Raw genomic sequence first — 12,983 nt, 5'->3', positions numbered from 1 at the left:
GTTCGTAGGCTTCATTCTGCCATTCGTCCTTTAAGGGTGGACAGCGTCGAGCCCCTTTACTTAACCTGCAAATGTGAAAAAAGAGAACTTGAATCCCATGGTTGATGCCCCGGCAACGTCGCGCGGTTTTACCTTGATCGAACTGCTGGTCACGCTGGCTGTTGTGGCCATTCTGGTGACGGTCGCCATACCGAACTACCGGATGTTTGTGCTGAATAGCCGCATGTCGACGCAGGCGAATGACTTCATGACCGCGATCGGCTTGGCGCGTAGCGAGGCGATCAAGCGCGCAACCGGGGTCAGCCTGTGCAAAAGCGCCAACGGCACAAGCTGCACCACGGGCGGGAGCTGGGCTCAAGGCTGGATCGTCTTTACCGACGGCGGCACTGTCGGGACGTTTGATGGCACGGACGCGGTCATTCAGGTGCGGGGGGCTTTGGAAGGCGCAACCACGCTGACAGGCAGCGCGGGGGTCGCCGACTTTATTGCCTACAGGGCAACGGGATATGGGACGGTCGTCGGCACGCTTACGTTGTGCCCGCCCAGCCCGGCGGCCGTGGAAGGGCGCGATATCCAGATTTCGAACACGGGTCGTGCCCGCGTCCAGAGGCCACCCGCAGTGGCGTGTGCGTGAGGAAAAAATGATGCGTCAATCCGGTTTCACCTTGCTGGAAGTGCTGGTTGCCATTCTGGTTCTGTCGATTGGCCTGTTGGGCCTGGCGGGTCTGATGGCATCGAGCATCCGCAATAACCACAGCGCCCAGCAGCGAACCCAGGCCACCTGGCTTGCCTACGATGTGATCGATCGCATGCGGGTCAATCGCCCAGCCGCGATCGCATCGTCGGACAACTACAACGTCCTGATTGGCGCGGCGTCCGGGTCGGCAGGCTTGGCGGGTGCGGACATAACAGACTGGAAAGCCGACTTGGCGAATGCGCTCCCGGCCGGCGATGGCTCCGTCGATGTCGATGCGAATCGAGAGGTCACCGTCATCATTCAATGGAATGACTCACGCGGAACAGGCGGCAGCAATGCCCAACAATTGCGGGTGGATACCCAGCTATGAATAAGCCGAGACTTGTCCCTCTTGACCGTCCCCACCAGCAGGGCTTCAGCCTGGTCGAACTGATGGTGGCGATGACCATCGGCTTTATCGTGGTGGCCGCGGTCGGCTATGTCTATCTGAGCAGCCGCCAGTCTTTTCGTCTGACCGACAGCATGTCCCGCATGCAGGAAAACGGCCGCCTGGCGATCGAGACCCTGGCGCGCGACGTGCGCATGGCCGGCTATGTGGGCTGCGGCAATCTGAAGAATGCCACGGTCACCACCATTGCCAACGCGCCGGTCCCCGTCATGTCGATGGCCACCGCGATCACCGGGGAGGATTTCGCGGCAGCCGTCGCCAACTATGCCGGCACCACGATTACCCGCCCTGCAGGTGACACGATCTCGGTCATGGGGGCCTTTGGCGGTGGCGTCAATCTGGTCGGTAACCTGGCCCCTTCCAATGCAAACATTCAGATAAACGGCAACCCCTACAATTTTGTAGTGGGCGATGTGCTGATGGTGACCGATTGCAAAAATGCCGATATTTTTCGGCCGACTACCGTATCTGGCGGGGGGTCGGTCACCATGTCCCACTCCAATGCCACAAACACCGGCAACCGGGTCGGCTCGTATGGCTCCGACGGCATTGTCCTCAAGATGGCTCGCTTCACCTATTTCATTGGAACCAACCCGACGACGGGCAAGCGCGCGCTTTACCGCACCAATCTGGCTAAAGGCGTACCGGAAGACACGGTGGAGCTGGTCGAGGACGTCTGGGACATGCAGATCGAGTATGGCCGGGACACCAACGGCGACGGCGCCGCGGATGCCTATGGCGCTGCTACCGCAGTGGGGGCGAACTGGGCGCAGGTGGTGAGCGCCCGCATCAGTCTGCTGCTGGTCAGCCCTGAAAACAATATCGTACCCTCGCTGCAGACCTACAACTTCAACGGCGCGCCGGAGACGGCGGCAGTGGGCGACAGGCGGCTCTTCCAGGTGCTCGGCACCACCATAGCGGTGCGCAATCGCGCGCCATGAATGACGGGATGGATACTCAGATGATGCGACCCCTCTCCTCGCAGCGCGGTGCGGCGCTCGTTACCGGGCTGATTTTCATGGTGGTGCTGACCCTGCTCGTCGTCTCGGCGATGCGCGGCACCCTGCTCGAAGAAAAAATGGCGGGCAATGCGCGCGACGCCGATCTGGCTTTCCAGGCCGCGGAAGCGGCATTGAGAGCAGGCGAGCAGGTTTTGAACCAGGCCACGCCGCCGGTTTTTGCGCTGACCGGCGCCTACCTGTCAGTCGGGAGCCGCAACGACGCCTACTGGCTGAATACCCATAACTGGGCAACCGACTCCGTGGCGTATTCGAGTGTGCCGGCCGGCGCTGCGCTGGCCCCGCGTTTTGTCATAGAGGAATTGCCCTCAGTCCCTGCCGCCGGTTTCAGCAAGAAAGCCGGCGTGATCCCGGAAACGGGCTATTACCGTGTCATTGCCCGCGGCGTTGGGGGTAATCCCAACACCCTGAGGTATGTGCAAACCACTTACCGTCGCTGATGGAAAAGAGAAAAGGAACCGCCATGAACCACGTTCGCTCAGGCATTCTCGGAATCGTGCTGATGTTGGGCATCATGCCGGCGTTCGCGATCGATATCGCGCAGAAACCCGTTTTTCTCAATCCGCCCGACCCGCGCGTGATGCTGGTCATGTCACGCGACCACGAGTTATCGAAAAAAGCCTACAACGACCACAGCGACCTCGACGGCGACGGGGCACTTGAGACGACGTATACCGACACCGTCGATTATTACGGGTATTTCGACCCGAAGAAGTGTTACACATACAGTAGCGGACGCTTTAATCCTGTCGCCGCCGCAACCGGAACCAACTCCCACCATTGCTCAAGTCAGTGGAGCGGAAACTTCCTCAACTGGGTCAGCATGACCCGGATGGATGTGCTGCGTAAAACCCTCTACGGCGGTCTGCGTTCTACTGATAACAATGGCGCCGCGCTGGGCGATACCGTGCTCGAACGCGCGCTGTTGCCAAACGATGTCCATGCCTATTCCAAGGTATTTGCGCCGGCCGGTGGCGCAACGGATATGGCGAAATACACGCCCTACAGCAATGCCGCCATGTCGTTCTGCAATGTGACGCTGGGGTCGGGATTTTCACGCAGCAGTACGACTGAGCCGATCTTCCAGGTGGCAACGGGGGATTATCCGCGCTGGGCGATGACCGAGCATCCGCAATGCGGCACCGGCAGCGGGGACAAGCCGGGATCGCTGACCGCCACTTTTACCGTCCGGGTGGCAGTGTGTGTGCCGGGTATGCTCGAAGACAACTGCACGCAGTACGGCGCCACAAACCGCAAGCCGACAGGATTGTTGCAGAAATACGGAGAAAAAGAAGCGCTGGCGCGGGTGCAGTTCGGCTTGCTGACCGGCAGCTACTCCAAGAACAAATCGGGGGGCGTGCTGCGCAAGAACACCTCCTGGCTGACCAATAATGCGACGGCTGCGGACAATGAAATCAACCCCAGCACCGGTCAATTCATCAACCAGACAGCCACCAGTACAGGGATCATCAATACCATCAACCGTATCCGCATTTCAGGATGGGATTACTCGTCCGGCAAGCATCAGAACAGTTGCAACAACCCCGGCATCACCTCATTCAGCGATGGTCAATGCGTGGACTGGGGCAACCCCCTGGGCGAGATGTATCTGGAGACCTTGCGATATTTCTCGGGCGCATCCGGCCCGATGTCCGCTTTCGATAGCGATTCGAATGAGCAAACCCATTTGCCTTCCCTGCCCAAGGTGACCTGGACAGACCCCTTGCCCAGCAACCAATGGTGCGCATTGTCGAATACGGTTGTGCTTTCCACCGGCCTCAACTCGTTTGACCGCGATCAATTGACGGGCCACGGTATTGCCGGGCTGGATATTACCGCGCTGACTGATCAGGTGGGGACATTGGAGGGGGTGAACGGCGGTACGTATTTGATTGGCGGCAATCCCACCTCGGGGGATAACCAGTGTACCGGCAAGGTGCTGGCCAATCTGAGCGCTGCAAGCGGTATCTGCCCGGAAGTGCCCAGCCTGGAAGGCGGCTACCATATTGCAGGTTTGGCTTACGCCAACCAGACGGTGGATTTGCGCCCCTTGTATCAACCCAGCCGCGACCAGCGCTGGGGTACGACAAGCACCAATCCCAACGCGGATTTCGCCGCCCGCCAGCCCATGGCAACCTTTACGGTCGCTCTCGCCGAAAGCCTGCCCAAGTTCGAGATTCCTGTTGCAGGGGGAACCATCACTTTCTTGCCGGCGTGCCAGGCGAATTCAACGGGCACAGCAACCGCGGCCTCGTCTGGCTGGCGCGTCTGCTCGCTGACGGATCTCCGAATTACAAATCTGGTGACCAACGCCGCCGGCGAGCCCATTTCCGGCAGTCTTGACGCGGCCTGGGAAGACTCCACCTGGGGCAATGACTATGACATGGACGGCGTGGCCCAGCTCGATTTTTGTGTGGGCGCTGCGTGTGCCCCGGCCATTGGTGCCGGTCAGATCAAGATCACCGCACAAGCGACGCGTGCAGCAGCGGGTCATGCCCTGCGTTTCGGCTATACGGTGACGGGAACCTTTGCTGCGGACGGGACCTACCTGGATATTTTGCGTCCCGGGAACGCCAACTTTACCACCCTGCCTGCGCCGGGTTCGGTGACGCCCCCCACCTCACGCACCTTTGCAGCCGGCACATCAACCGCCAAGCTGCTGGAAAACCCGTTGTGGTATGCCGCCAAATACGCACGTTCGAATTGGGACACTGAAATCAATGCGACAGGCGCAAGCGGTACAGACGGCATCCCCGACAACTTCTTCAAGGTGACCAACCCGGCAGGATTGTTCTCCGCGCTGGGCAAAGTGTTTGAAAAGGCGGCCAACGCAGATGCGTCGGCTTCGGCGATCGCCAGCAACTCGACGCGTCTTGATACCACAACCCATATTTATCAGGCTGTCTTCAATAGCCCGGCCTGGACCGGTGAACTGAGGGCGATTCCGCTGGGCGCCAGCGGTGTGGTCTCTACCGCGTCCTGGGAGGCCGGCAGTTTGATTCCCTCCGGTGCGCGCACGAACATCAAGACGTGGAATGGCCAGGCATGGAATGTGGCCGCGAATGGGGGCCGGGATTTCCTGTGGGCCAGTCTGACGTCTGCACAGCAGACTGCGATCGGCAGTTCGGCGGTCTTCGATTATCTGCGCGGTGATCAATCCAACGAGAAGCCCGGCGGCCCCTACCGCCAGCGTGCGACCCTGCTGGGCGATATCGTCAACTCCGATCCCCATTACGTGGCAACGGAAAGTTACGGCTACGATCAGCCGGGCAGTGGCCTGGCTGCGGCCGAACAAGCCGCCTATACCGTGTTCCGCACGGGGGTGACGGGGGTCACGAAGGTGACGCGCAAGAAGATGCTGTATGTCGGCGCCAACGACGGCATGCTGCATGCATTCAATGCCGCCAATACCACCGCACTGGGCGGCGGTACCGAGATGTTCGCGTATGTGCCCAATGCAGTGATTCCGAACTTGAGCTTGTTGTCAGACCCCAATTATCAGCATGTTTTCTATGTTGATGGATCGCCCAACTCGGGTGATGCCTACCTGAATAGCCAGTGGAGAACCGTGTTGCTGGGTACGCTTGGCGCGGGCGGCAAGGCGGTTTTCGCGCTGGATGTCACCGACCCAGACAGCTTCGATTCCACCAAGGTGATGTGGGAGTTCACGGATCCTGATCTGGGCCACATCATGGGGCGTGCCCACGTCGCGCGCATGAATAATGGACACTGGTATGCGGTATTTGGAAACGGTTACAACAGCAATGGCGCAGCCAGCAAGGCAGTGCTGTACCTGGTGCCGCTGGACAGGTTATTGGGTTTGCCCGTTATAAAAATTGATACGGGTGTTGGCTCGGACAACGGTCTGTCCGAGCCGGCCCTGCTGGATGAGGACGGAGACCGCATCATCGATACCATTTATGCGGGCGATTTGAAGGGGAATGTCTGGAAATTCGACGTGTCGCCCACCAATGCGGGTACTTGGACTAACGCGGGCAGAAGGATGGTTCTCTTTACGGCCACCGACGCGTCCTCGAATCCGCAGCCGATTACCGGGCCGCTGGAAATCGGTGCACCCCCAAGTGGTGCGGGCGATTACATGATTTATTTCGGCACCGGAAAGTATCTGGGCAACACCGATATCGGCGATAAATCAGTCCAGACGGCTTACGGGCTCCTCGATTCCGGCAGCGCGATCACGGGCCGGAGCGCGCTCCAGTCGCAGAGTTTCGTGTACGAAGGGGTACGCACAGCGACCGATAGCAGCCAGATCCGGGTGGCGAGCGACAATGCAGTGGCCTACACCGGGACGGGCGCTAAACGCGGCTGGTACCTGGACCTGCTGTCGCCCAACACACCTGCGGCGCTGGGTGAACGTATCGTCAGTGTGCCCCTGCTGCGCTTTGGTCGTGTGATTCTCACCTCGATCGTGCCGTCTGACGCGCCATGTGACCAGGGCGGTTACAGTTGGATCACCGAACTCGACGCGATGACAGGCGCCCGGCTGGCCTACAGCGTGTTCGATTACAACGGGGACGGGACCTTCGATGCGGCTGATTACGCGGCCTGGGCGGCGGCGCCGGGCTTGCCGGCTTCCAACCCGGTCAGCTCGAAAAAGCTCGCGAGCGAGGGGCTGATGAAATCCCCGACGGTCATCAGCGCGGGTGAAGTGGAGTACAAGGTGGGCAGCGGCACCGCAGGCGGCATTGTGGTGGTGACCGAAAAAGGCACGACCGGCTCACCCCGTACGTCCTGGCGGCAAATTTTCGCACCCTGATTCAGCCAGTAGAGGAAAGCCATCATGAAAAAACAGCGTGCGACAAAAACCGGAGGGTTTACCCTCATCGAGCTGATGATCACCGTGGCGATCATCGGGATACTGGCGGCAATCGCTTATCCCAGCTACACGCAATATGTGCAGCGCGCGAACCGGGCGGAGGCGCGTGGGCTGATGCTTGAGAATGCACAGTTTCTGGAGCGAAATTACACGATGGCCAATCGTTATGATCAGACGAGTGCCGGGGCGACAATCAATAGCGCAGCATTGCCAAGAATCAAGAGTCCTGTTGATGGCGCAGCAAAATACACCATGACCGTGGTAGCGGCTTCACAAAGCTTTACCCTGACGGCCACCCCGACAGGATCGATGACAAACGATGCGTGCGCCAACTTCACACTGACGAATACAGGGGTGCAAGGGCTATCCGGATCTCCGTCCTTGTCCGTAGCGGAATGCTGGGGAAGATAGACGGGCCGAACTGTTGAATAGAAAGCTAGCTCAAGCCTTTAGGCAGCGGAAAGCCGACCTTCTCCTGTACACCGCTCAGATCGGAAACCGTTTCGACGCCCAGCTGATGTAGCCTATCGATGACAGCACGCACCAGAATTTCCGGTGCTGAAGCGCCAGCAGTCACGCCGATCTTCTTTTTCTCGGTTACCCACTGCGGATCGATTTCGCTGGCATTGTCGACCATGTAGGCCGGCACGCCCAGATTCGCCGCCACCTCGCGTAGCCGGTTCGAATTCGAACTCGTCGGCGAGCCCACCACGATCACCACGTCGCACTGCGGCGCCAGTGCCTTGACCGCATCCTGCCGGTTTTGCGTGGCGTAGCAGATGTCGTCCTTTTTCGGCCCGACGATAGCCGGGAAGCGCGCGCGCAACGCATCGACCACGCGTGCGGCGTCGTCGACTGAGAGCGTGGTCTGTGTGACGTAGGCGAGCTTGTCGGAGTCGTTGACCTGCAGGCGGGCGACGTCTTCGGGCGTTTCGACCAGGTACATGCCGCCCTTTGACTGGCCGAGTGTGCCTTCGACTTCGGGGTGGCCCTTGTGGCCGATCATCACGATTTCATAACCCTTGTCGCGCATCTTGCTGACTTCCACGTGCACCTTGGTGACGAGCGGGCAGGTGGCGTCGAACACATTCAGCCCGCGCGCCTCGGCTTCCTCGCGCACAGCCTGCGAGACGCCGTGTGCGCTGAAGATGACGGTGGCGCCGGCGGGCACCTCGTCGAGTTCATCGACGAAGATGGCGCCCTTGGCCTTGAGGTCGTTGACGACGTAGGTGTTGTGGACGACTTCGTGGCGCACATAGATCGGCGCGCCGAATTTCTCCAGCGCGCGCTCGACGATGGCGATGGCGCGGTCGACGCCGGCGCAGAAGCCGCGGGGATTGGCAAGCAGGATGGTCGGTGTCATGGGCGTTCCAGTGTCACAGGATGCGGACGATTTCCACTTCGAATTCGATGCACAGATCGGCGAGCGGATGGTTGAAGTCGACCTTCACGGTGTCGTCGCCGATTTCCAGGATGTGCCCAGCCAGCGTCTGGCCGTTGGGCATCGCAAATTCGACCAGTTGATCAACCGCGAATTCCATATCGGCCGGCAGATCGGTTTTCGGCAGCGTTTGCACCAGTTCGGGCTGGCTGTCGCCGAAGGCCTGCCAGGGGTCGAGCAGAAACACATGGCGTTCGCCGGGGACGATGTCGACCAGCCATTGCTCCAGCATCGGCGCCAGCGTGCCGTCGCCGAGCGTGATCGTTTCCGGTTCGGCGTCGTCGAAATTGGAAATGAGATCGTCGCCCCCGCGCGGCCGCAGCGCATAGCGGAGCTGGACGGTATCGCCGGGAGACACGGTGCGCGCGGTCATGTTTTTTCCTGCGCGGGCTTGTCCCCGTTCACGGCAGGCTTGCTGCGCAGGCTGTCCCAGATCAACAGGGCGGCGCCGATGCTGATGGCGGTGTCGGCCACGTTGAACGCCGGCCAGGCGAAACTGCGGTAGTGGAAATACAGGAAATCCACCACATGGCCCAGCACCACGCGGTCGATCACGTTGCCGAGTGCGCCGCCGAGCACCAGCGCCAGCGCAAATGCGAGGCGCGTCTCGTTCGCGTGGCGTTTCAGCAGGCGCACGATGATCACGGTGGCGACGATGCCGATGGCGATGAAGAACCAGCGCTGCCAGCCACCCGCGTCGGCGAGAAAGCTGAATGCCGCGCCGGTGTTGTGCACGCGCACCAGCGAAAAGAAGGGCAGCACCGGGATGAACTCCTGGTAGTCGAGCGTGGCCGACACCCACCATTTGGTCAGGTGGTCGAGCACGATGATGGCGAGCGCGAGGCCCAGCCATTTGCGCAGTGCCGGGTCGATTGATTTAAGCATGGCTGCGCACCTCGCCTTCACCATGGAGATTGCTGACGCAGCGTCCGCACAGGCCGGGATGCTCGGCATGCGTATCGACGTCGTCGCGGTAGTGCCAGCAGCGGTCGCATTTCTTGGCTGTGCTCGGGGTGACTTCGACACGATCAGCGTCGGCCGCGGCCATCCGTGCCTGCGAGGTGATCAAGACAAATTTCAGATCGTCGCCCAGCGGCGCCAGCAGGGTTTGCGTTCCGGGGCTGGCGTGTAGTGTCACTTCGGCCTGCAGCGACGAGCCGATGCCGCCGGCGACGCGCACGGTCTCGAGCTCCTTCTGCACCTCGGCGCGCACGGCGCGGATGCGGGTCCAGCGCTCGAGCAGGTCGGCCTCGCCGACTGGCACCGGCAGGTTGTGCCAGGTATGCAGGAACACCGAATCGTCCCCGGCCAGCTGCGCCCACACTTCCTCGGCGGTAAACGACAGGATCGGCGCCATCCAGCGCGTCAGCGCATGCGTCAGGTGATAGAGCGCATTTTGCGCGCCGCGCCGTGCCTTGCTGTCGGCGCCACTGGTGTAAAGACGGTCCTTCAGGATATCGAGGTAGAAGCCGCCAAGATCTTCGGAGCAGAAGCTTTGCAGCTTCTGCACGATGAAGTGGAATTCGTAGGCGTCGTAGTGCGCCTGCAGTTCACCCTGCAGCTGGCGCGTCATCGCCAGCGCGTAGCGGTCGATTTCCAGCCAGTCCTCGACCGGTAGCGCGTGCACCTTGGGATCAAAATCAGACAGGTTAGCGAGCAGGAATTTCAGGGTATTGCGAATCCGGCGATAGCCTTCCACCACGCGCTTGAGGATTTCGTCCGAGATCGTGAGCTCGCCCGAATAGTCGGTCGTCGCCACCCACAGCCGCAGGATGTCGGCACCGTACTGGTCCATCACCTTCTGCGGCGAGACGACGTTGCCTTTCGACTTGCTCATCTTGTGGCCTTTGCCGTCGACGACAAAGCCATGGGTCAGCAGCGCTTCGTAGGGCGCGCGGCCGTCGGTCGCGCAGCCGGTGAGGAGCGACGACTGGAACCAGCCGCGATGTTGGTCCGAGCCCTCCAGATAAAGATCCGCAGGATGCGCGAGTTCGGGCCGGCGCTTCAGCACGCAGGCGTGGGTCACGCCCGAATCGAACCAGACGTCGAGCGTGTGGCCGGTCTTGTTGTAAAGCGCGGCGTCCTCGCCCAAGAGTTCGGCCGGGTCGAGCGCGAACCAGGCCTCGATGCCGGCCGCTTCCACGCGCTTCGCCACCGCTTCCAGCAGCGCAGGCGTCTTCGGGTGCAGTTCGCCGGTTTCCTTGTGGGTGAAGAAGGGCATCGGCACGCCCCAGTTGCGCTGGCGCGAGACGCACCAGTCGGGGCGGTTCCTGATCATCGCCTCCAGCCGCGCGCGGCCCCACGATGGAAAGAATTGCGTCGCATCAACCGCCGCCATCGCCTGCTCGCGCAGCATTCCCCCCTGACCCCTGACCCCTGAATCCTGGCCCCTGGAATCCATCCCGATAAACCACTGCCGTGTCGCACGGAAGATGATCGGCGTCTTGTGGCGCCAGCAGTGCGGATAGCTGTGCAGAAGTTTTTCGTGCGCCAGCAGGTTGCCACTGGCCTCGAGCGTTTCGAGGATCAGCGGATTGGCCTGCCAGATGCTCATGCCGCCGACCAGCGGCACGCTGGCGTAAAAGCGGCCGTCGTCGCCGACCGGGTTGTCGACTTTCAGCCCATAGCGGCTGCCGACCACGTAGTCGTCGAGGCCGTGGCCGGGCGCGGTGTGCACGGCGCCGGTGCCGGCGTCGGCGGTGACGTGGTCGCCGACAATGACCGGTACCTGGCGTTGCTGGAAGGGGTGCCACAGCAGCACGCCTTCGAGCGCCTGGCCGGTGGTGTGGGCGATGACCTCGGCGCCTTCGTTCAAGTCGTAACGGGTCAGCGCGGCCTCCTTCAGGCTGTCGGCCAGGATCAAGAGGCCCTTGGACGTGCGTACCAGCGTGTACTGAAAATCGGGGTGCAGCGCCACCGCCTGGTTGGCTGGCAGGGTCCACGGCGTGGTGGTCCAGATGACGATCTGGATCGTCTCATTGATCGACGCGATGTCGAAGCGTTTGGCGAGGTCGGCATGGTCGGCTGCGGCAAAGCCGACGTCGATCGCCGGCGAGGTCTTGTCCTCGTACTCGACCTCGGCCTCGGCCAGGGCGGAGCCGCAGTCGACGCACCAGTGCACCGGCTTGGCGCCCTGATACAGATACCCGGCCTGCTGGATCTGCCCCAGCACGCGCAATTGCTCGGCCTCGAACGCGAAGTCCATCGTGCGATACGGATGGTCCCAGTCGCCCAGCACGCCGAGGCGGATGAAGTCGGCCTTCTGCCGCTCGATCTGTTCCGTCGCGTAGGCGCGGCACAGCTCGCGGAATTTCGACGGGGGAATCGCCTTGCCGTGGGTTTTTTCCACCTGCAGTTCGATCGGCAGGCCGTGGCAGTCCCAGCCCGGCACGTAGAGTGCGTCAAAGCCTTCGAGCTGGCGCGCCTTGGTGATCATGTCCTTCAGGATCTTGTTGACCGCGTGGCCCATGTGGATCTGGCCGTTGGCGTAGGGCGGGCCGTCGTGCAGGATGAACTTGGGCGCGCCGCGGCGGGCGTCGCGCAGGCGCTTGTAGATGCCCTGGTCTTCCCATTCCTTGACCCAGCCCGGCTCGCGCTTGGGCAGGTCGCCGCGCATGGGGAAGGGGGTGTCAGGCAGGTTCAGCGTGCTGCGGTAGTCCGTGGCCGGGGTGGCTGCTGAGGATGTGCTGGCGTTGTCGTCGGACATGAGGGAGCCTTAAAACGGGGCGTTCCGGGGCGTGCCCGGAGCAAGAACGGGATTGGAGCGAGGCAGTGGGTAGGGTGGGCCCGCCGTGGCGGGCGCTGCGGGGCGCAGCCGCCTCAAATTCGGTCGCGCGTGGTCTGGCGCCGGGTCTCGGTGTGCAGCGGCGCGCTGTGCTGTGGCGCACGGGCCGACGCAAAGTACGCACGCGCGTTGTCGCAGTCCTTGGCGATGCCCGCTGTCAGGGCGTCCAGACCGTCGTATTTCAGCTCGTCGTGCAGGTTGTGCAGCAGTTCCACGCGCACGATTTTACCGTACGCCCCCTCGGGGCCCAGCTCGGCGGGCCAGTCCAGGCAGTGGGTCTCGAGCAAGACGCGTCCGCCATTCACATCGTTCGGGTCGAGCGTCGGGCGCACGCCCAGGTTGGCCTCGCCCGGCAGCGGGGCTGCGCCCAGCCCGTGCACCAGCACGGCAAAGTTGCCGCTGGCGGCCGGTTTCCAGTGGGCAAAACGCAGGTTCAGCGTGCGAAACCCGTTGCCTGCGCCGGCCGCAGTGGCCCCTAGTTCGCGCCCCAGCTTGCGGCCATGCACCACATGCCCGCTGATCGTGTACGGGCGCCCCAGCAGCCGGGCGGCGGCCTCCATGTCGCCCGCGGCCAGGGCCTGGCGCACGGCCGAGCTGGAGACGCGCAGCCCGTGCACCTCGTACGAATTCATGCGCGCCACGTCAAAGCCGCGGCTTTGCCCGGCAGCGTCCAGCATGGCGTAGTCGCCCGCGCGCTGGCGCCCGAAGCGGAAATCGTCGCCCACCAGCACATACCGCGCACCCAGGCCCTGCAGCA

At 62.2% G+C, this 12,983-nt stretch carries 11 protein-coding genes; 6 read left to right on the top strand and 5 right to left on the bottom strand.

Annotated features, from left to right (window positions below):
• Positions 1–73: 73 nt before the first annotated feature.
• From Q8R61_RS07185 to Q8R61_RS07160, 6 genes are read left to right on the top strand one after another with little or no spacing between them, the layout of a single operon-like run.
• The gene (locus Q8R61_RS07185; protein WP_305535704.1) at positions 74–634 is read left to right on the top strand and encodes a GspH/FimT family pseudopilin; all 561 of its coding nucleotides are present in this window, start codon (positions 74–76) and stop codon (positions 632–634) included.
• On the top strand, positions 627–1,067 hold the full coding sequence (pilV, locus tag Q8R61_RS07180; protein WP_305535702.1) for a type IV pilus modification protein PilV: 441 nt from the start codon (positions 627–629) through the stop codon (positions 1,065–1,067). The genes Q8R61_RS07185 and pilV overlap by 8 nt, the downstream gene beginning before the upstream one ends.
• A complete protein-coding gene (locus tag Q8R61_RS07175; protein WP_305535700.1) occupies positions 1,064–2,086 on the top strand; it encodes a PilW family protein in 1,023 nt (340 codons plus the stop codon). Before pilV ends, Q8R61_RS07175 begins: the two co-directional genes overlap by 4 nt.
• Before the next feature lie 20 nt (positions 2,087–2,106).
• Positions 2,107–2,604 (top strand): PilX N-terminal domain-containing pilus assembly protein, encoded by a 498-nt coding sequence (locus Q8R61_RS07170; protein WP_305535698.1) that lies wholly within the window; start codon positions 2,107–2,109, stop codon positions 2,602–2,604.
• 23 nt (positions 2,605–2,627) lie between these two features.
• A complete protein-coding gene (locus Q8R61_RS07165) occupies positions 2,628–6,941 on the top strand; it encodes a pilus assembly protein (RefSeq protein ID WP_305535696.1) in 4,314 nt (1,437 codons plus the stop codon).
• A 24-nt stretch (positions 6,942–6,965) separates the two neighbouring features.
• Positions 6,966–7,412, top strand: a complete 447-nt coding sequence (locus tag Q8R61_RS07160; protein WP_305535694.1) for a type IV pilin protein — start codon at positions 6,966–6,968, stop codon at positions 7,410–7,412.
• A 25-nt stretch (positions 7,413–7,437) separates the two neighbouring features.
• Here Q8R61_RS07160 and ispH read toward each other — a convergent pair whose 3' ends face one another.
• From ispH to Q8R61_RS07135, 5 genes are all read right to left on the bottom strand, one after another.
• On the bottom strand, positions 7,438–8,364 hold the full coding sequence (gene ispH / locus Q8R61_RS07155; protein ID WP_305535692.1) for a 4-hydroxy-3-methylbut-2-enyl diphosphate reductase: 927 nt from the start codon (positions 8,362–8,364) through the stop codon (positions 7,438–7,440).
• Positions 8,365–8,377: 13 nt separating this feature from the next.
• Positions 8,378–8,815 (bottom strand): peptidylprolyl isomerase, encoded by a 438-nt coding sequence (locus Q8R61_RS07150; protein ID WP_305535690.1) that lies wholly within the window; start codon positions 8,813–8,815, stop codon positions 8,378–8,380.
• A complete protein-coding gene (gene lspA, locus Q8R61_RS07145) occupies positions 8,812–9,327 on the bottom strand; it encodes a signal peptidase II (RefSeq protein ID WP_305535688.1) in 516 nt (171 codons plus the stop codon). The genes Q8R61_RS07150 and lspA overlap by 4 nt, the downstream gene beginning before the upstream one ends.
• The gene (gene ileS / locus Q8R61_RS07140; protein WP_305535686.1) at positions 9,320–12,148 is read right to left on the bottom strand and encodes an isoleucine--tRNA ligase; all 2,829 of its coding nucleotides are present in this window, start codon (positions 12,146–12,148) and stop codon (positions 9,320–9,322) included. Before ileS ends, lspA begins: the two co-directional genes overlap by 8 nt.
• 113 nt (positions 12,149–12,261) lie before the next feature.
• On the bottom strand, positions 12,262–12,983 hold a 722-nt coding region (locus tag Q8R61_RS07135), incomplete at its 5' end, for a bifunctional riboflavin kinase/FAD synthetase (protein WP_305535684.1).

The sequence above is a fragment of the Thiobacillus sp. genome, from assembly GCF_030696885.1.
Classification (GTDB): domain Bacteria; phylum Pseudomonadota; class Gammaproteobacteria; order Burkholderiales; family Thiobacillaceae; genus Thiobacillus.
Note: the sequence above shows the minus strand (reverse complement) of the source record. Positions and strands in the feature narration are given on the sequence as shown.

What these genes read in the sequence shown, in the direction of transcription:
- Q8R61_RS07175 (WP_305535700.1), top strand. Translation starts at nt 1,064, where the DNA reads ATGAATAAGCCGAGACTTGTCCCTCTTGACCGTCCCCACCAGCAGGGC.
- Q8R61_RS07170 (WP_305535698.1), top strand. Translation starts at nt 2,107, where the DNA reads ATGATGCGACCCCTCTCCTCGCAGCGCGGTGCGGCGCTCGTTACCGGG.
- Q8R61_RS07165 (WP_305535696.1), top strand. Translation starts at nt 2,628, where the DNA reads ATGAACCACGTTCGCTCAGGCATTCTCGGAATCGTGCTGATGTTGGGC.
- Q8R61_RS07160 (WP_305535694.1), top strand. Translation starts at nt 6,966, where the DNA reads ATGAAAAAACAGCGTGCGACAAAAACCGGAGGGTTTACCCTCATCGAG.
- ispH (WP_305535692.1), bottom strand. Translation starts at nt 8,364, where the DNA reads ATGACACCGACCATCCTGCTTGCCAATCCCCGCGGCTTCTGCGCCGGC.
- Q8R61_RS07150 (WP_305535690.1), bottom strand. Translation starts at nt 8,815, where the DNA reads ATGACCGCGCGCACCGTGTCTCCCGGCGATACCGTCCAGCTCCGCTAT.
- lspA (WP_305535688.1), bottom strand. Translation starts at nt 9,327, where the DNA reads ATGCTTAAATCAATCGACCCGGCACTGCGCAAATGGCTGGGCCTCGCG.
- ileS (WP_305535686.1), bottom strand. Translation starts at nt 12,148, where the DNA reads ATGTCCGACGACAACGCCAGCACATCCTCAGCAGCCACCCCGGCCACG.